The 17,746-nt window shown below is 60.5% G+C and carries 16 protein-coding genes and 1 tRNA gene; 6 read left to right on the top strand and 11 right to left on the bottom strand.

The window, feature by feature from the left end:
- The first annotated feature begins 198 nt into the window (after positions 1-198).
- The 3 genes from H0194_RS00195 to H0194_RS00185 are packed head-to-tail and all read left to right on the top strand — an operon-like array spanning position 199 to position 3,439.
- Entirely contained in the window at positions 199-1,638 is a 1,440-nt protein-coding gene (locus H0194_RS00195; protein ID WP_185175912.1) for a DEAD/DEAH box helicase, read from the top strand.
- Between the two features lie 19 nt (positions 1,639-1,657).
- Positions 1,658-2,497, top strand: coding sequence for a 3-methyladenine DNA glycosylase (locus tag H0194_RS00190; RefSeq protein WP_185176775.1), 840 nt, complete (start codon positions 1,658-1,660; stop codon positions 2,495-2,497).
- A gap of 42 nt (positions 2,498-2,539) precedes the next feature.
- On the top strand, positions 2,540-3,439 hold the full coding sequence (locus H0194_RS00185) for a hypothetical protein (protein WP_185175911.1): 900 nt from the start codon (positions 2,540-2,542) through the stop codon (positions 3,437-3,439).
- 28 nt (positions 3,440-3,467) lie between these two features.
- Here the strand turns inward: H0194_RS00185 and H0194_RS00180 are convergent, their stop codons facing one another.
- From H0194_RS00180 to secA2, 6 genes are all read right to left on the bottom strand, one after another.
- Positions 3,468-4,049: a hypothetical protein gene (locus tag H0194_RS00180; RefSeq protein ID WP_185175910.1), complete on the bottom strand. Its 582-nt coding sequence runs from the start codon at positions 4,047-4,049 to the stop codon at positions 3,468-3,470.
- A 90-nt stretch (positions 4,050-4,139) separates the two neighbouring features.
- Complete coding sequence (locus tag H0194_RS00175; RefSeq protein WP_185176774.1) at positions 4,140-4,676, bottom strand: MerR family transcriptional regulator; 537 nt, start codon at positions 4,674-4,676, stop codon at positions 4,140-4,142.
- A 150-nt stretch (positions 4,677-4,826) separates the two neighbouring features.
- Positions 4,827-5,444, bottom strand: a complete 618-nt coding sequence (locus H0194_RS00170) for a bifunctional nuclease family protein (RefSeq protein WP_185175909.1) — start codon at positions 5,442-5,444, stop codon at positions 4,827-4,829.
- A gap of 6 nt (positions 5,445-5,450) precedes the next feature.
- Positions 5,451-6,191 carry a transcriptional regulator FtsR gene (gene ftsR / locus H0194_RS00165; protein WP_185175908.1) on the bottom strand — a complete coding sequence of 247 codons (741 nt, stop codon included), beginning with the start codon at positions 6,189-6,191 and terminating at the stop codon, positions 5,451-5,453.
- A 145-nt stretch (positions 6,192-6,336) separates the two neighbouring features.
- On the bottom strand, positions 6,337-6,771 hold the full coding sequence (odhI, locus tag H0194_RS00160) for an oxoglutarate dehydrogenase inhibitor Odhl (protein ID WP_185175907.1): 435 nt from the start codon (positions 6,769-6,771) through the stop codon (positions 6,337-6,339).
- 122 nt (positions 6,772-6,893) lie between these two features.
- Positions 6,894-9,191: an accessory Sec system translocase SecA2 gene (gene secA2, locus H0194_RS00155; protein ID WP_185175906.1), complete on the bottom strand. Its 2,298-nt coding sequence runs from the start codon at positions 9,189-9,191 to the stop codon at positions 6,894-6,896.
- A 207-nt stretch (positions 9,192-9,398) separates the two neighbouring features.
- Here secA2 and H0194_RS00150 point away from each other — a divergent pair, with 207 nt between their 5' ends.
- From H0194_RS00150 to H0194_RS00140, 3 genes are all read left to right on the top strand, one after another.
- Positions 9,399-10,562, top strand: coding sequence for a bifunctional alpha/beta hydrolase/OsmC family protein (locus tag H0194_RS00150; RefSeq protein WP_185175905.1), 1,164 nt, complete (start codon positions 9,399-9,401; stop codon positions 10,560-10,562).
- 67 nt (positions 10,563-10,629) lie between these two features.
- Positions 10,630-11,061 (top strand): YchJ family protein, encoded by a 432-nt coding sequence (locus tag H0194_RS00145; protein WP_185175904.1) that lies wholly within the window; start codon positions 10,630-10,632, stop codon positions 11,059-11,061.
- 91 nt (positions 11,062-11,152) lie between these two features.
- Positions 11,153-11,226: transfer RNA gene (locus tag H0194_RS00140), tRNA-Pro, on the top strand.
- A 61-nt stretch (positions 11,227-11,287) separates the two neighbouring features.
- On the opposite strand, the gene H0194_RS00135 is transcribed toward H0194_RS00140, so the two are convergent.
- The 5 genes from H0194_RS00135 to H0194_RS00115 all read right to left on the bottom strand — a co-directional run bounded on the left by H0194_RS00135 (position 11,288) and on the right by H0194_RS00115 (position 17,699).
- Positions 11,288-12,673, bottom strand: coding sequence for a TetR/AcrR family transcriptional regulator (locus tag H0194_RS00135; RefSeq protein WP_185175903.1), 1,386 nt, complete (start codon positions 12,671-12,673; stop codon positions 11,288-11,290).
- Positions 12,674-12,947: 274 nt separating this feature from the next.
- Complete coding sequence (locus H0194_RS00130) at positions 12,948-13,121, bottom strand: antitoxin (protein ID WP_185175902.1); 174 nt, start codon at positions 13,119-13,121, stop codon at positions 12,948-12,950.
- A 276-nt stretch (positions 13,122-13,397) separates the two neighbouring features.
- Entirely contained in the window at positions 13,398-14,333 is a 936-nt protein-coding gene (locus H0194_RS00125; protein WP_246388941.1) for a CE1 family esterase, read from the bottom strand.
- Positions 14,334-14,412: 79 nt separating this feature from the next.
- Complete coding sequence (locus H0194_RS00120) at positions 14,413-16,176, bottom strand: ABC transporter ATP-binding protein (RefSeq protein WP_185175901.1); 1,764 nt, start codon at positions 16,174-16,176, stop codon at positions 14,413-14,415.
- Positions 16,173-17,699: an ABC transporter transmembrane domain-containing protein gene (locus H0194_RS00115; RefSeq protein WP_185175900.1), complete on the bottom strand. Its 1,527-nt coding sequence runs from the start codon at positions 17,697-17,699 to the stop codon at positions 16,173-16,175. Before H0194_RS00115 ends, H0194_RS00120 begins: the two co-directional genes overlap by 4 nt.
- Positions 17,700-17,746: the final 47 nt, after the last annotated feature.

Raw genomic sequence — 17,746 nt, 5'->3', positions numbered from 1 at the left:
GAACGAAACATTTCATACAGTCGCGCCGAACGAAGCCTGTCGCGTGGGGCGCTCGGCGCCCAACGCCTCCCAGTCTAATCGTTATAACCAGTTGGCCCCACGTGATGTTGAGGTTATAACATGTGTGGTTCCACACATACTAGCTCCTGACCCACAAATGCCAGGAAATGGCACAGCTAAGGGTAGACTCGGTGGACAATGACTACTTTTGCCGATCTCGGCCTCCCCCGCCCCATCGTGAACACCCTGGCCCAGCAAGGCATTATCGAACCTTTTCCCATCCAAGCCGCAGCGCTTCCCGACGCCCTGGCGGGCAAGGACGTCCTGGGCCGCGGCCCCACTGGCTCTGGTAAGACTTTCACCTTCGGCCTGCCGATGCTCACCCGCCTTTCTGAATCCGGCGCCTCGAAGCCCGCGCGCCCGCGCGGTCTAGTGTTGGCTCCCACCCGCGAGCTTGCCACGCAAATCGCAGATCGCCTTGCCGACCCTGCCGCCGCGGTGGGGCTGCGGGTGCTGTCCGTTGTCGGCGGCGTCAACATCAACACTCAGATTCGCTCGCTGGCACGCCCAGTCGACGTCCTCATCGCTACCCCTGGCCGCGCGCAGGACCTGGTGAACCAGCGGAAGCTTCACCTCGACGACGTCGTCATCACCGCGTTGGACGAAGCCGACCACATGGCCGACATGGGCTTCTTGCCACAGGTAAAAAAGCTCTTGGACCTGACCCCCAAAGAAGGACAGCGCCTGCTGTTTTCCGCCACGCTGGACGGCGACATCCAAAAACTTGTCGATCGCTACATGGATTCCCCCGTCACGCATTCCACCGCCGCGGTGGAGGCCTCCGTGGACACCATGGCTCACTTCCTCGTACACGCGGGCTCGCGGGAAAACCGCAATGAGCTCGTTCCCTTCATCGCCGCGCGCGATGGCAAAACCATCATGTTCATGCGCACCAAACACGGCGTGGACCGCCAGACGAAGAAGCTGCGCCGCGTGGGCATTAACGCCGAGCCTCTGCACGGCGACAAGGGCCAAGGCGCCCGAACCCGCGCCCTCGAAGGCTTCTCCGACGGCAGCGTGCCAGTGTTAGTAGCCACGGACATCGCGGCCCGCGGCATCGACATTAACGACGTTTCCCTGGTCGTGCACGTGGATCCTCCCGCCGAACACAAGGCGTACCTGCACCGGGCCGGCCGCACAGCCCGCGCCGGCACCTCCGGAACTGTCGTCACGCTGGTCATGGACACCCAGACCGACGAAGTGACCAAACTCATGCGCAAGGCGAAGGTGGACGCCGAGGAAATCAGCGTCACAGACATCAACGATTCGCGTGCGATGAATCAGCTCGCGTCCATTACCGGCGGACGGACGCCTTCAGGCGCACCGCTTCCCCCACCCGGCGCACCGGCAGGTGGACAGCAGAAACCAGACACCGCTAAAAATAAGACCGTGGGCAAAGACAACAAGGGAGGAAAGCCACGTGGCGGAGGCAGAAGGCGCAGCTCCGGAAACAGCGGACGAGCAGAAGGCGGCCGAGCACAAGGCCGCGGCCGCTCTGGCGATAGCTCACGTAGCAGCAACCGCGGCGGAAGCACCCGGAGTGGCGGCAATCGCGGTGGGCGACGCTCCGGAAGCTAACCAGCTTCGCCCACAGACTCTGTCGGAACCGCGCTGGCGCGAGCTCCAGAAGGCTCATCTCACGCGGGCGGAAGATAGGCTTGCGCGCTTCCGCCATCCCGGTGACTATCACCCTGTGTACGACTTCCTTTTCGAGTACTACCCGGTCCGCCCGAGCCACCTCAAGCGTTGGCACCCCGGCCTTGGTGTTGCCTTGGCAGGGCAACCGCCCCACTCTGGGTACCGGGATTATCACGTCACGGACGCCGGCGTGACGCTGGACCTTCGTTCCTGGTGGGAGCGCCGAGGAAACTCCGCGCAGTTCATGGGCGATCTCATGTCCGCGACGCAGACGAACCCAGCACACTTTGATTGCTTCGGTTTACACGAATGGGCAATGGTGTATCGCACCAATAATCCCCGCCATGACCTGCCACTTCGACTGGGGCCTGACGGCACCAACGCGGTGGTTGATTCCCACCAGATTCGGTGCACTCACTACGACGCCTTCCGTTTCTTCACTGCGCCGGCTCGCCCGCTCAACCTGACGGTTCTGAGCAGAGAAACCCAGCCAGAAACAGACCAGCGCGGCTGCGTGCACGCCACGATGGATCTATATAAGTGGGCGTGGAAACTTGGGCCCTTGGTGCCCGGAGATCTCTTCCTGGACTGCCTCGACCTCGCCATTGAAGCTCGGACACTGGATATGGAGGCGTCTCCCTACGACTGCCGTAGCCTGGGGCTTGGTGTAGTCCCCATTGAGACCGCCGAGGGGAAAGCAGAGTACGTGGCGCGCCAACGAACTTTGGCTCACAAGGCAGAACCTTTGCGAACCCGGCTGGTGCAACTCGTTTCTCATGCCCAGGCCGCTATTATGTAGAGGCAGATTAAGAAGTTCTCATCACCGAAAGGGCGCGAAACCGTGGGTCGTCACTCTAGTCCTCGTTCCTCCTCTTCCAGCAACCTGGGCGTGTGGCTTATAGTCGCCGGCGCGGTCATTCTCGCAGCACTCGCGGCATACCTCTTCTGGCCGACCGGCGGAGATGATTCGGCACCCGCGGACGTATCCCAATCCGCATTCGGCAATACCGCGGCGCAGACCGCGTCCGAAAGCGCGAACGCAGCTCCCACCACGTCGGATGCTGCTACCGAGGCCACAGCCTCTTCGACATCTGCGACGTCGTCGGCCGCGGCGACCAGCAAATCCCGGTCGGCGACCACGTCGTCGCAACGCGCTGACACAGGTTCAGACAAGGCTGACAAGGCTGACAAGGCTGAGGTGAGCGCTGCCGATACCCTCCTGTTGATGGACACCTCGGATGCAGTGGGTCCCATTTTCGCTCCGGTTTCTCATTCTGTCGCTGATACCGCTCGCGCACTGGGCGCAGACGGGCACCAGGTGGCACTGTGGAACTTCTCGTCCCCGCTCACGCCTGGCGTGACCCAGGGCTGGCGCAGCAACACCGGCTTCGGCGGTGCAGAGGAGGCCGCCAACACGGCGGTAAGCTTCGGAACCGGCGGCGATCCGCAGTCACGCAGTGCGGTTCTCGCGGCGTCGCGGAGCGCGGCGGAGCAGGCCGCAACCTCCGGAGCCGCCCGCGTAGTGGTGGTGACCACAGGAACCGCAGCGGACATGGATGAGCAGCGCTTCAGCTCCCGGCTGAAAGAGCTGCAAGGAGACGCCACTTTGTCCGTCGTCCACGTTGGACAGGGCGAAGTTGACCCCGCGCTGAAGGAGGTCGCAGACTATCACACCGTGGTCAAGGACGGCACGGACGCCGAGGCCCTGAAGAAATCACTGGCTAAAGCTTCGGGGATGTAACTGTGGGTGTCCCGAAGGGCGCAGTCACCTATCGAGGAAACTTACCGCGTACCTGGTGAGAAAACAGGGTCCCGAGTTGCGGCGACACAGCTGCTAATACGGCTCCGACCGCCGCCAGCACACCTACGGCCAGGACGTAAGATCCCATTGAAGAGGACTGATGAGCCACCTTGGGTGAAGCTCCAGCGACATTTTTAATTCTGCCCGAATCGTAGGTCCGTCCCTCCGAGCACGCTTTCATGCCCTCGTTAAACTCAGTCCACGTATCTCGCCCTTGCTTGGCCAGCCGGTATTCTCTTGACCTCACTGGATGGGAATGCATCTTTTCTTCGAACTCGGCAATGATCATTGGATAATGGTCCACCACCTCGAAGGCCTCCTCAGGACTGATGGGATCTGATACCAGGTGATCGGCACCGAGGCTATCCCGCTCAGCCGGTGTAAGAGTGACGATGCACTGCTTGCTCGTAGTGGTGCTCACCGTCAACGCCTGTGACGGTACCTTAGTTCCAGAGATAACAAGAAGAGTTGCTAGGGAGACAACACTTAAGCGCTTGAACATGGAAATCCTCTCAGTGGTGTGCGCCATGGGTACAAAAATTTTCTCCACGATAAATCTCACCTCACCAGCTCCGTGAGCATGAGCCGGCGAGGTGAACTTTACTCAGTCTATTGCGTATGAGACGCGATGCCTCTTGCGCTAGGAAGTCTTGCGTCTGCGGAGGCGAGCAAGCTCGTCGATACCGACGACCTCGGCGTTGTCGTCCTGATCCACGCGCTCAGCGGGGAACGAGGCGATGGTGCCGGTGAGTTCCTTCATGATGCCGGGCACGGCGATACCGAAGACACCCTGGCCGCCACCAAGCAGGTCGATGACCTCATCGGCGGAACGGCATTCGTACACGGTCGTGCCGTCGGACACGAGGGTGATTTCCGCGATGTCGTTGACGCCGCGATCCCGAAGCGCCTCAACGGCCTGGCGGATGTTCTGGAGTGAGATGCCGGTATCAAGCAGACGCTTGACAATCTTCAGCACGAGGACGTCCTTGAAGGAGTACAGGCGCTGGGAACCAGAGCCGCGTGCGTTGCGGATGGACGGCTTGACCAGATCGGTGCGCGCCCAGTAGTCGAGCTGGCGGTACGAGATGCCAGCTACTTGGCAGGCAATGGGCACGCGGTAGCCCACTTCCTCGTCGGGACCGACGTCGAAGAGAGATTCCTGAACGTAGCCGTCCATGGGATCGGTGTCATTGTTGATGCTCACGTAATTACTCCGTTGATGTTTAGAAGAGTGCCTTAATAAGCCATTTAAAGCTAAGGATAACCGTGCGTCAAGCCCACCGTCGGGCAACACGCCGCAACTTAAGCCCCAACTTTACATTTAGACCTATTTTTCCCCATCTTCATCACGAGTAACATCAGCATCATCAACCCCTGTTTCCGAGCCGTCCACTACCTCGTGCGTCCCCGGAAAGAAGTCGGCCTCACTAACACCCAAACTATTCATAAACTGGGCAAACTCCACGTCTTTGGCGCGTGCATCCGCATCCAGTGAGACTGTCTGTTCGCCCTCGTCCGCTTCTGGTCCTTCTACACCAAAGTATTCGTGCATCGAATCAGGGGAGATAAAGACGGCGGCGCTCAACACGTCATCAGCGACGGTTACGGGGGTGTCGGTAAGTTCCGCGATCACAAGCGCGTCAGATAGCCGACAGTCCAACACGGTGCCCTGCCGGGTAAGCACGTCGGCCATAAATACGCCCTCGTGCTGCGCGACAATCTCCACGCTTTCCACGCCCCCCGCCAGCTCGAGCGCTTCGCACAAAATTTCGTGGGTATCAGGACGGGAGGTACTCAACCCATTCGCATGTCGCGACAATGCTTCTGCGGCCTCCCACCCCAGCCAGGCCACAAGGAAATGCTGGGAGCTATCAATACGCAGCAGCGCACACGGGAAGGACTCTGGGCCCACATCGTGCACGCCCCACAGGGTTACGGATGCCATCAGGGCCTAGGACGAATACTCGTTGCGCAGGTCATTCTTGACCAGCGTCGCGTGCAGGGACACCACGAGAGCGGTGAGCTGCTGAGACAGCTCCTCCGCCTGCTGCTTTGCGGTGTCTCCCTTGCCCTGTGCTACTGGCGCTGCTACCTGTGAGATGAGGTCTGCCTGGCGACGAGCGTTGTTACGCAGCGTCTTAAGCTTGGAAGCATCAAAGCCAAAGGCCTGCAATGCCGCAGCATTGCTCACGACGCGGACATCGTCATTCGTGAAGAAGCCCGAGGCATCCGGGGCAATAAGACCAGCCTGGACCATCTCCGCAACGAGTTCCATGGTGGTTCCGGACTGCTCGGCGAGATCCGCGTCCGTCAGTCGCGTCATCACCGGGGCGCGGAAGCTGTCAGGGCTGACAATCTGCTCGCTGGCCGCGGCGCCTACAATCGCAGAAACCTGACCAGAATCAAGGGCATCCAGCTGCTCCTTGATGACCTTGAGCGGCAGGTAATTATCTCGCTGCGCGGTGAGAATGTACCGCAGACGCTCGAGATCATCGGCAGAAAAACGGCGGTATCCAGACGCAGTGCGCTGCGGCGCCACCAGCCCCTCAGATTCCAGGAAGCGGATCTTCGACACGGTCACGTCAGGGAACTGTTGCTGGAGGGTCTTCAAAACGACGCCGATGGACATGCTCTTCGGCGTCTTCTTGCCCGTGCGTACAGCCTTGGCCGTGCTTTTTTGGATCGCGCTCACAGAAATCTTCTCACTACCACTCGAGAATTGGACTATTGACAGTTGCTACCGTGCGGTGGTCACGCCCGGCCCTTCATTAAACCATGCGAACCACCCGCGCCCCACCCGCGCATAGAGATAAGCGGTTTAGCGTCAGGTTATTAATCTACCGCTCGCCAGCAATGAACACCAAGCGGAACTTGCCAATCTGGATCTCATCTCCCACCGCAAGCACCTGGGCATTGCGGGGCTCCCGGTTGACGTACGTGCCGTTGAGCGAGCCAACGTCCACGACCTCAAACTCGCCCTCACTGTTCTTGCGGAACTCCGCGTGACGACGAGACACGGTGACGTCATCGAGGAAGATGTCGGCTTCCTGGTGGCGGCCCGCGGTGGTCGTGTCCTGGTCGAGCAAGAAGCGAGCGCCGGCATTGGGGCCCCGCTTCACCACAAGCAACGCCTGGCCTTCCGGCAGATTGTCAGCGGTGGGCGCGGACTCTCCGGAGGCCGCTGCGCCGGACTCCATTTCCTTCAAAAGGTCGGCGCGGAAGACCGAGGTGGTCTCGACCTGGGGGCCGTTGTTCGTGGTGTTGTCGCTCATGCTCGTACCTTTCGATATTCGGCAATGTCGCCCCACTAGTTTCGAGGGGCGACACTATTTAACTACTCCTCATAATAGCGAGTTTTCACTCAGGTGTGGGCAGAAAGCACCCCTGGATCGGCTTATCTAAAGATATTGCCTATCCCGCTGACTACCGAGTTGCCCTGGCCAGACAACGGATTATCGGAGACCATGTAGGTCCACGTAGCGGAAGGACGTGCCAGGCCCGCATCATCCATGTGGACGCCGTTAGCATCGATGAGCACTGAATTAAATGCCTCCAGCGACTCGTCGACCGCGCGTTGCGCCACATCTTTGAACTCCCGTACCGCGATCCGGTGGTATTCAGTCAGTGGAGTCTCACGCGCCACGGCGCGCAGGTGAATGGACTCCCTCACCTCATCCATGAGTTCCAGGTGATCAGCCCAACTCAGGTCAAGGTGGAAGAGCATAATGTCGCGCGCGGCCTGTTCCAGGACCCCTTGCGGTACCGCCGCCTCCTGGAGTTCCGCGGCCCTCTCCGGCGCACGAACCGACAGCTCCTTCCACGCCTTCGGGGTATCCAATAACTGTGCCCGCCGCTCGTCGATGATGGTGCGCTGGTCGGCGAGCAGCTTGTTGTACTTCCAGGTCTGGGCATGGATCTCAAGAAGTTGCCCCTCGGTGACGCGCTGGCAGTGCTGCACGAAATCGCGCACCTTCTTGGACGTGATGAGACCGTGCTCGTCCGCGGAGTACTCCAGGGGCTCCCCGGCGCCGCCTGTGGTCACGACGTCATCTTCTAAAGACACGAAAGTTAGACTGCGTCCCGGGTCGCCCTGGCGGCCCGCGCGGCCCCGCAACTGGTTATCGAGGCGAGACGTGCGGTGCAGCGACGTGCCGATAACAGCCAGTCCCCCGCATGCGACGACACGCTCGCGGTCCGCCTCGTCCACCCCGCCGAGCTTGATGTCCGTGCCGCGGCCGGCCATCTGGGTGGAGACGGTGACGCGGCCGTACTCGCCCGCCTCTGCCACGATGCGTGCCTCCTCCGCGTCATTCTTCGCGTTGAGGACGTTGGACTCCACGCCCTTAGCCTGCAGCGCCGCGGCGAGTGCCTCAGACTCCGCCACGTCATGCGTACCCACGAGGACGGGTTGGCCGGTGTGGTGAAGCTCCAGCACGGTGTCCACGATGGCGCGGTTCTTGCGCTCCGCAGTGTCGTAAATAAATTCGGGATCGTCTTCCCTGATGAGTGGCTTGTTCCGGTCGATGACCGAGACGTGCAGGTCATAGAACTGACGGAGCTGGTCGGTGGCCTCGACCGCCGTGCCGGTCATGCCGCAGACCTCTGGATAGCGCCGCATCAGTTCTTGCAGGGTAATAGTGTCCAGGATGCGCCCGCCCTCCGACACTTCGAGGCCTTCCTTGGCCTCCACTGCCGCCTGCAAACCATCTGGCCAGCGCTGGAGGTCCGCTACGCGGCCCTTCGCGGCGTCGATAAGCTGCAGTTCTCCATCGGTGACGATGTAGTGAATATCCCGTATGAGTAGAGCCTTGGCGTGCAGAGCTAGGTTCACCTTCACCAGCACCGTGCCGATGTTGTCGTCGCTGTAGAGTGAATCCAGCCCCAACGCCTCTTCGACGTAAGCCGCGCCTGCGTCGGTCAGGAAGGCGTTTCGCCGGTCGTCGTCGATGGTGTAGTGCTGGCCTTCCACCAAGCGAGACACGACGTCAGTAATCAGGCCTGTGGGTTCTTCGTCAACGCGGGTTCCGGCGAGCACGAGCGGCACCAAAGCCTCGTCTACCAGGACGGAATCCGCTTCGTCCACCAACGCGACGTCGGCAGGCGCCTGGACGGCGTCCTTCCGCGAGGTCACCTGATTGTCGCGCAGGACATCGAAACCTAGCTCGTTTACTGGGGCATAGACGATGTCGCCGGCGTATGCTTCTCGACGCTCGTGGGCCGTCATCTTTTCAGCCACGCTTGCGACCGAAAGACCAAAGAACTCCACCAGCGGACGCATCCATTCGGCGTCGCGGGCCGCAAGGTAGTTGTTGACTGTCACCACGTGGACACGTTTGCCGGCGAGCGCAAAACCAGTCGCGGCCATGGCACCGACGAGGGTCTTGCCTTCGCCTGTGGCCATCTGAATAACGTCGCCTTCCAACAACCGCAACACCGCTTGGGACTGAACCTTGAAGGGGTGCATCCCCAACCGGCGCTCACTGGCGACGGCGAGGGCGGCGACGAAGATGTGCTTGTCGACGATCGTGCCATCCCGCACTGCCCCACGAGCTGTCGCGGCCACCGCCGCGTCATCTGCGCCGGACAGCTCTTCGGCGCGGCTCATTGATTCCACCACGACCGCTTTGGACTTTTTATTGTTGCGCTCTGATTGCGCGCCCATCGCCTTCCAGAACCACTTAAATCCAGCCATGCGGACTAACAGTCAACTCCCTCGCGCCTCGCTGCGCCTTGTCGCCCCTCGGCCACGTTGGCGTCGGGTTTCCCGTCCACGCTACTGCTGCAGCGCTTCTGTACATCGTAGCGGCTTGGCAGTGTGGTTGACTACGAACTGCGTAGTGCCGTCAATATATGACCCTGTAGTCGCACCACCCTGCGGCCATCGTTACACTTTAAAACTATGCGGTCTGTAAAAGTGACTCTCCCCTCCAGCACGGGAACCACGATGGTTGGCACCATCGATTTCCCGGACTCTCCGCCCAAGGCCTTCGCAGTTTTCGCGCACTGCTTCGCGGGCTCTCACCACACCCCTGGCGCTGCCCGGACATGCAAGCAACTTACCGACTTTGGCATCGCGTCGTTGCGCTTCGATTTCCCTGGTCTGGGCCAGTCTGAGGGAGAGTTCGCGGATACAAGCTTTAGCCACAACGTTGCTGACCTTGTCGCCGCGGCGCAGTGGCTCGAGGAGAACTACAGCGCCCCACAGCTCATTATGGGCCACTCCCTCGGTGGCGCCGCTGCACTCGCGGCCGCGACCAAGATTGACTCCATCGCCGCAGTGGCGACTATCGGTGCACCCTTTGATCCGGCGCACTCGGTTCTCCACTACGCCGACAAGATCGACGACATCGATCAAAACGGCTTCGCCGCCGTCACTCTCGGCGGACGAGACCTCGTCATCTCCCGCGGGTTCCTGGAGGACCTGGCGGACACCAACCCTGAGGCGTACCTGTCCAAGTTGCGCAAGCCTCTCCTGCTGCTGCACTCGCCTATTGATCAGACGGTGGGCATCAACAACGCGCAGACCATCTTCTCGGCTACCCGCTACCCGAAGTCTCTCGTCTCCTTGGAGAAGGCGGACCACCTGCTTACTCGCCAAGGTACCGCGCAACGAGCCGCTAACCTTATTGGCGCGTGGGCGGACCAGTTCATCGAGCCGGAGAACGTCCCCGAGCCCGCCGCCCCCAATGAGGCAATTTCCCACCAAGCAGTCGGCACGAAGTTTGGTGTCGTGGTCCGGCACAACTCCCGCAGCGTGACCGCTGACCGTTCCAAGGCCCGTGGCGGCCGCGGCCAGGGTTTCTCCGCCTACGGTCTATTGATGTCTGCGCTTGCCACCAGTACTACCCAGGCGGCGCGCGCGAAAGTCAAGGACCTGTCCGCGGAGGTCGACGACATCCGGGTTCATATCACGCAGATTGACGACACAACCTTCGAGCGGCGCATCAGCTTCATTGGTGACCTCACCTCCGAAGATCGCGCCAAACTCTGGGCCGCTGCAAAGACTGGTGCTGTGCAAGAACTCATCGCCGGCGCCAACATCGTCGACATCCTCGACGAATGATGCGGTATGCACAACCCATTTCGTCCCTCTGTTACCCGGATAGCACCACATCGAAAGAACTGAAACCATGACGCAGCCCCAGGACAGTCAGCTCAGCGATCTCGCGGGTCGTCGCTGTCCGTGCGGCTCCGGCTTTAACTTCGCGGAATGCTGCGGGCAATACCATGCAGGCAAACCTGCGCCAACTGCTGAAAAACTAATGCGTTCACGCTTTAGCGCCTTCGCGCTAGGCGATAGCGACTACCTGCTACGGACGTGGGATCCCGAAACCCGGCCGGCGACACTGGTTTTGGATGTCGATCAAGCCGGTGTGCCAGCCATCCGCTTTTATCGCTTGGACATCATTGACACCTCCGCGGGCGGCCCGCTCGACGACACCGGAGTGGTCGAGTTTGAAGCGTTCTATAAAGGAGTTGCGGTCGGGTCACAGCGTGAGCGTTCAACGTTTGTGCGTCGCGATGGGCAGTGGCTCTACAGCACTGGAACCGAGGGGGCCTAACACGCAAAATTCACTAGTCTAGCTGCCAAGCTCACCTCTAGCTTGGGGCGATTATGAGTTGGAAATACAGTGTTGTAATCTAGAGGAACCACGGGCTATGGCGCAGTTTGGTAGCGCACTACACTGGGGGTGTAGGGGTCGCAGGTTCAAATCCTGTTAGCCCGACAGAAAACCCGCCTGCATGCAGGCGGGTTTTGGCTTTTCGTCGAACACTACCAGGCGGCCGTTACTTACCGCACTGGTCGGCCATAATGCCGGCCCATACACTGTTGATGATGGTGTCCTCCATCACCTGCACCATCAGTAGCTTCCATTCTTCCGGGAAGTTGCAGATCATGCCCTTGGCGCACAGATCTGCAAAGCCGTGCATGGCAGACCAGACGACGGCGCCGGAAAGATAGAGCTTCCACACGTCTTGCTCGAAGCCTTGGGCAACAACGCAACTGCGCATCGCGTCCAGGAACTTGGCGTAGGTCGGGCTCATACGTTGTACACCGCCTTCGCCGTTATTTTCAAAACTGGCCGGGACGATGGACGACGTGGAGCTTCGGCTCAAGGAGACGAAGGCGTTGATGTCATCCTGGCCCAAAACGAAGTAGCCGATGCCATAGGCTCGCATCCGTTCCTCAGGGGTTACCTCGCCCCCTTTGCCTAGTGCTTCGACTGCGAGATCCATGTGCTCAATGGCAATATCGTTGAGCCGTTCAATGAGCTTCTCGCGCAGCTCCTCCGAGTTGGCAAAGGCCCGCAACGCGGAGCCCAGCGGCACATTCGCTATGCGCGCGGCCTCCTCAGTAGTCAGCGACTCCACTCCAAAAATGGCGACGAAATCTTTAGCCCCTTCAATGACACGACCGCGAATATCGTCCGCACGAGGGGGCTCCAACTGTGTCCGGTGGCGACGGATATGATCCACAACCGGACGAACAGTGGAGTAGTCATAGTCAAAGTCGCCGTTGTTGTAACGCTCCAGGTTAGCTAGCATCCCGCAGTACAGCGATTCGAAGCTGGCGTCCCAAATTCTATTCCGGGCTGCGGACGGCTGGAAACGCAGAAGCCCCTTAAGGCCGAGCTGGGTGACGCCGTGCGTACCCGTCCAAAATACGATGGTTTGGGCCTCGACGAACTTGGCATCGCCCTCGTATCCGAGATCCTGAAGGGCGTCATTTGTGCAATCAAACATCCGCTCCGTAGCGGCGCAGTTACCGAAGTAGAGGTTCTCGGCCTCGGCAGCCTCCCCCGGTGTGCTGGCAGCCTGACTGATCAGACACTCGAAGTCACGGCTGTTAGCCATAGCGTGATCGAAGTATGACTTGAAGACTGCTTTCATAAACTCGGCTTTGGAAGCGTCCGGCGCCAACTTCTCCAGAGATTGGCGGTTGAATTTCTCCAATTCATCGACATGATATTGGCCCAGGATCTGACGCAGCCCCAAGGTGTCGCCGAACACCTCTCGCGCGTCACCAAGATCGACTCCGGCGGCAGTAGCAATCTCATCAAGATTGAGAGCTCCCTCGCCGAAGCGACCGACGATGAGCGTCGCCTCCTCAATAATCGCATCGCGGGCGGAGGGTTCGGCGTGTGGGGATTGCAGAGAGTTTTGGTTTCGCACGACCTCAGTCTACCAATCGTGTTGTATAGATAAAACAGCGAAACACACAAGTTGATCCAACTGTTGCATACCCAACAGGGAATTGCGTCAGCTTCACTACACTGTCCAGTGTATCCCCGATGACAAAAGGGTACGTATCCTCGACTTCCGCTTGTTTTACCAGCGTGACAGTGTCGCGAAAACAGTGCTTTAACCCGGAAACACACAAGGCGCCACAGCCTCTTTGGCCGTAGCGCCCTGCGGCAGTGCGGGTATCGCCCGCAACTAAATGATTTTACTCGTTGCCGAGCTTGCCGTCTGCAGCCTCGCGAGCCTTGTCAATCTTGTCTGCGTGCTGATCACCGAACTTCTGGTTAGCAGCATCGACGCCCTTGTCCAGAGCGGAATCCGAAATCTGCTCCCCCTTGTCGGAGTTCATTGCATCCTTAGCCTTATCAAAAATACCCATCGTCGTGAATCCCTTCTCGTTGTAAAAACGTTTTCGTCAGCTCTTTCTCAACACTCGGACCTCAAGCTCCGACATCCTGGCCCGTATCCTTACGGCTATCTCGGACGCCATCGCCGTTGCTTCCGTGTGTGCCACCGACGGTACCGGAGCTTCGAGAACTCATGGGATATGAGCAAGAGACGTTATTTATTCGTTAGTTTCCTATACGCTGAAAACCAGGTACGTCGCCAATCGATAGAGCCGTAATAGTGTGGTTTACTCTGCGTACTAGACGCCTCAACTGGTCTCGCGCCCCGGGATGGCGAAAAAGTCGAGAACCCTGTCTGTAGCGAAGCCTGAAGCAATGTCTTGCTGCCGCCGGTTGGGACGTCCGGGCCAAATATGGCCACCTCCTGTGATGCGCACGTGTTGCAGCGGGGCCCTACAGCCTTGATATGTCTCCTGAATGGCGAACTTCTCAAGCTTCTCAACACGTACGGCCGATGTGCATCCATTTCGCTGAGCATCCATCGCAACCACGTCGGGCACCGACTGATAGCGTTGGTCATGACGATCGCCGCCGAAATAGTCCATCACCTCATCGTGCGTACCGTGAATACTCAACCGCGGTATGTCCGAGGCGGCGCAACCGCTAAAAACAGGGTCATAGTTCGCCGCGGCAACCGCTGCAACACCGGCAACCAAGTCCGGCTCTTGACAAGCCAGGTACTGAGCGAATCCGCCACCATTGGACATCCCGGCAGCGTAGATGCGCTGGCGGTCCACAGGATAGGTGGCCCGCAAGCTATCGACTATGTCATGTACGAAGTCGATGTCTTCTTCCCCCGAGGTCGAGGCATAAGGCGCCGGGGCCCACGCATTGTCAACGCCTTGGGGAAACACCACTATGGCCTCGGCGTCGGACATTTGCGTGTAATGCTGGAGTTCCGCGGCGGTTTCCTTCCAGCCGTGGAATACGAAGACCACAGGCCACTCACGCCGCGACTTCCCAGCCGCGCGGGTTTCCTCTGCGGTGTGGTCGAGTGCCGCGGGGAGCTGCACCAGGAATGACCGGCCGCTGGGGAGATTGATGGGCTCCAGGCTCCCAGGCTGCGGCCCCAGAAGCGGAGCCATGCGGGGTATCGCGGCGCTGCGTGAATCAGTCGCAGGCCCATCGCTCAACGTGTCCTCTGTTCGCTGGCACCCAGACGCGACAAGGGTTACCGCTAGCAAGAAACATAAGGTAAGGCGGCCACGGTGAGCACCATCGTGGTTTGATGCTCTCACACCTGGTCTCCTTTACTTCATTGAGCTATTCGCCCCTACCGCGCTGCCACGCGTCCCAAAGCTGGGCATAGCGCTCCCCTAACGCTAGCAACTGCTCGTGAGTACCCCGCTCAACAACGCGGCCCGAATCCATCACAACGATCACATTCGCGTGGCGCGCCTGGTTCAAGCGGTGTGCAATGACCACTGCGGTGCGGCCGCTTGTCACGGCCGCAGCGGCGGCCTCCAGGGCGCCGGCGTTGGAGGACCCCGCCTCCGCCGTTGCCTCATCCATGATGATCACCTTTGGGTTCACCAGGAGGATGCGAGCCAGAGCCAGCTGCTGCGCCGCCACAGGGTCCAGAGTCATTCCTTGAGCGCCGACTTCCGTATCGAGACCGTCGATAAGCTCGTCGAACCAGTCCGCCTGCACGGCTTCGAGCGCGGCCAACAGCTCTTCGTCCGCGGCCCCCGGCTTCGCCAGCGTGAGATCCTCGCGCAACGTGCCGGAAAACACGTGGACTTCCTGCGACACCAGTGCCAAGCGCGCAACCCTCTGGGCGTCGGGAAGCGCCGTCACTTCGACACCATCAATGCGCACGGACCCTGAATCCGGGATGCGCAGTCCCGCAAGCAAAGCCGCCACGGTCGTCTTGCCAGCACCCGAAGCACCCACGATAGCCACGGTCTCTCCGGGCGCGATGTGAAGATCGATGTCCTCGACAGCCCAGCGCTGGCCTTGGGCGTCGGCGCCAGGGTACGCAAAGCTGACGCCATCCATGTCCACTTGCCCTCGCCGCGGCGGCGCTTCAATCGGCGGCAGAGGTTGGGGCGGATCGATAACTACTCCCACGATGCGTGCCAACGAGGCATAACCGGACTGCACCGTATCCAGCACCCGCATAAGGCCCAGCAGCGGACCCCGCAGTCGAATAAGCATGAGCATCGCGCCGGTGACGGCGCCGACGGTTAGGTCGCCGGTGGCCACCGCGTGATAGCCCACAACAAGTCCCACGACGAGCATCGTCAATTCAGCACCAGTCATCCACAATTGCAGGACCATCATCGTTCGGCGCGCACGATAACCTAAGGCGGCGACGGCACGGCTCGAAGAGTGGATGCGGTCGTGCATGGTCTGTTCCAGCGCATAGGCGCGTACAGTGTCCCGGCCGCGAATGGCTTCGAGTACCCGGTCCGCGCGCTCGGCACGAGCCTGTCGCTCTGCGCTGTAACGGTCCGGCGCCACGGAGAGGTAGCGGCGCGCGGCCACATAGTAGATGGGCGAGACTACCGCGATGACCGCCAGGTATTGCCAGTCCAGGCTGATCAAGGCTACGCCGGTCGCAAGTACGGAAAATACTGACGTGGTGAGCACCGGCACCGTCTCTGTGACTGCCGCGGACAGCTCTGCGACGTCGTCGGTGGAACGGGAGACCAGATCGCCGCTGCCGGCGTCCTCAACGCGGTGCACCGGTAGGCCCAGGGCGGTGGTCACCATGGACTCTCGGAGGTTGGCAATGATGCGCTCGGTAATCCGCGACAGGATGTAGAAACCCAAGGCTGACAGCCCGGCTGCAGCGATCGCGGCACACACCAGCGTGATGGCTATCCCCTGGAGGCTTCTGGTGCTCTCCCCTGTGATGAGGTCCACGATGTGCCCCAATTGGATGGGCACCATGATGTTGGCCGCAGAGCCCAAGACCAGGTACACGATGGCCACCATTGCCCAGCGGCGCGCGCCGGGCACCTGAGAGATTTGTGCAGCGACCTCGCGGCGCACCTGTGGGAAACGTGCTGTAGGAAACCTCATGGTTCGAGCACCTCCTGCCATGTGCTGACTCGGCGTCGCGCTACCGCTGCCCACGCCGGAGATTGGCTAAACACCAGGGTCGGTGCGCTACCCCGCTCAGCAGCCACCCTGTGGGCAATATCTTGTTCCGTCACTGAATCAACCGCAGTGGTGGGATCGCTCAGAATAAGAACCTCGGGTTTCGTCGCGATGGCGCGAGCCAGCGCCACGCGCTGCCGCTGGCCACCCGAGAGGTTTGCAGCGCCTTCACCGAGCTCGCGATCCGTAATATCCCCACCGGCAGCCACCCACAACGCATGGCTAGACAGCTCCTCCGCAGCTGCATCTGTGTCAGATGCCTGAACTGCTGCCTGGTCCGCCAACCGGGCTCGGGAGGCGGCAAGAATATTGTCGGTCACGCTGCCTTGGAAGAGGTCTGCGCTATGTGGAGCGACGAGAGCTCGGGAGCGCGGCCAGCTACGCAGGACCTCCATGTCCTCCTCGCTCGGCGGTGTCGTCACCACGCTCATGCCTGGCAGGAGCGCAGGCACGTCGGGCTCAAAGTCCCCATGCTCCGCTGGCGCCCTAAGAACGTCTTGCACGCGGCGGCCAGAGGCCTGGGCGGTTGCCCACCGCGACGCAATATTCTTACCGAGCATAGTCATCGGCGTGATGATGAACTGGGTCAGACCGACGACAGTAATCAGCTCGCCGACGGTCATCACGTCACGCAGTGCCAACCAGCCCGCGGTCAGACCCACCGCCACCACGTACAGCGCACCGATCGATTCCGTGACCGCGTTGAGAACTGCGCGGGATCCATTGGCGGCAAGGGTCTTTGCGTAGGCATCATCGGAGCTCACCTTGTACCGCGCTCCCACGGTTTCCACCGCACCGATACCTTTGAGGATCCGGAGTCCCGCTACTACGTCGGTGGCCATCGCCGATGTCGCCGCAAGCGCCTTTTGGCGAGCGCCTGATTTCTTACGCAGCGGCGCGGCCGTCTTAATTGAGGTAAACACCACCAATGGCCCGCCGAGAAGCACCGCCACGCCCAGCGGAAGGTGAATAAACGACACCATGACCGCGACGTAAAGGATGGAGACGATCTCTGCCACGGGGAACACCGTCATAATCACGGCTTCAGCCACTCTTTGGGTATCGGCGGAGGCTGTGGAGAGGAGTTCTCCTGCCGTACGCCGTCGCCCGCCGACGCCGCGTGGGTCAGAGATCCTATCCGTCGTGGCCATTCGCAGTTCGTGAGCCACCTCCTGCTGCGCAGTGATGAAAAGTTTTCGCGCGTTCCATGAGGCCGACGCGTTGAGCACAAACACAGCAACCAGGACTCCGAGCCACACGAGCAATCGGTCGGAGTCACTCACCCCGATGGCCTCATCAATCGCCCGCCCCACAATCACAGGGGTGATGCCGTTGCACACGAAGGTGAATGCCATGAGCAGGCCTGACGGTATGGTCTTATGCTTGTAGGAGAAGACGACCTTCAGCAGCCAGTGCTCGTCGTCGGGGGCGGGGAAGTTGACCATAGCCAGCCATTCTATTTGACCGCGGCCCGGAAACGGTAGATTCATAC

Source organism: Corynebacterium incognita (assembly GCF_014217255.1).
GTDB lineage: Bacteria > Actinomycetota > Actinomycetes > Mycobacteriales > Mycobacteriaceae > Corynebacterium > Corynebacterium incognitum.
The sequence above is the reverse complement of the archived record's forward strand: the minus strand, read 5'-3'. Positions and strand labels throughout refer to the sequence as shown.

Coding starts and splice junctions, on each gene's coding strand:
- H0194_RS00195 (WP_185175912.1), top strand. CDS start 199: ATGACTACTTTTGCCGATCTCGGCCTCCCCCGCCCCATCGTGAACACC.
- H0194_RS00175 (WP_185176774.1), bottom strand. CDS start 4,676: ATGGACGGCTACGTTCAGGAATCTCTCTTCGACGTCGGTCCCGACGAG.
- H0194_RS00170 (WP_185175909.1), bottom strand. CDS start 5,444: ATGGCATCCGTAACCCTGTGGGGCGTGCACGATGTGGGCCCAGAGTCC.
- odhI (WP_185175907.1), bottom strand. CDS start 6,771: ATGAGCGACAACACCACGAACAACGGCCCCCAGGTCGAGACCACCTCG.
- secA2 (WP_185175906.1), bottom strand. CDS start 9,191: ATGGCTGGATTTAAGTGGTTCTGGAAGGCGATGGGCGCGCAATCAGAG.
- H0194_RS00150 (WP_185175905.1), top strand. CDS start 9,399: ATGCGGTCTGTAAAAGTGACTCTCCCCTCCAGCACGGGAACCACGATG.
- H0194_RS00145 (WP_185175904.1), top strand. CDS start 10,630: ATGACGCAGCCCCAGGACAGTCAGCTCAGCGATCTCGCGGGTCGTCGC.
- H0194_RS00130 (WP_185175902.1), bottom strand. CDS start 13,121: ATGGGTATTTTTGATAAGGCTAAGGATGCAATGAACTCCGACAAGGGG.
- H0194_RS00120 (WP_185175901.1), bottom strand. CDS start 16,176: ATGAGGTTTCCTACAGCACGTTTCCCACAGGTGCGCCGCGAGGTCGCT.
- H0194_RS00115 (WP_185175900.1), bottom strand. CDS start 17,699: ATGGTCAACTTCCCCGCCCCCGACGACGAGCACTGGCTGCTGAAGGTC.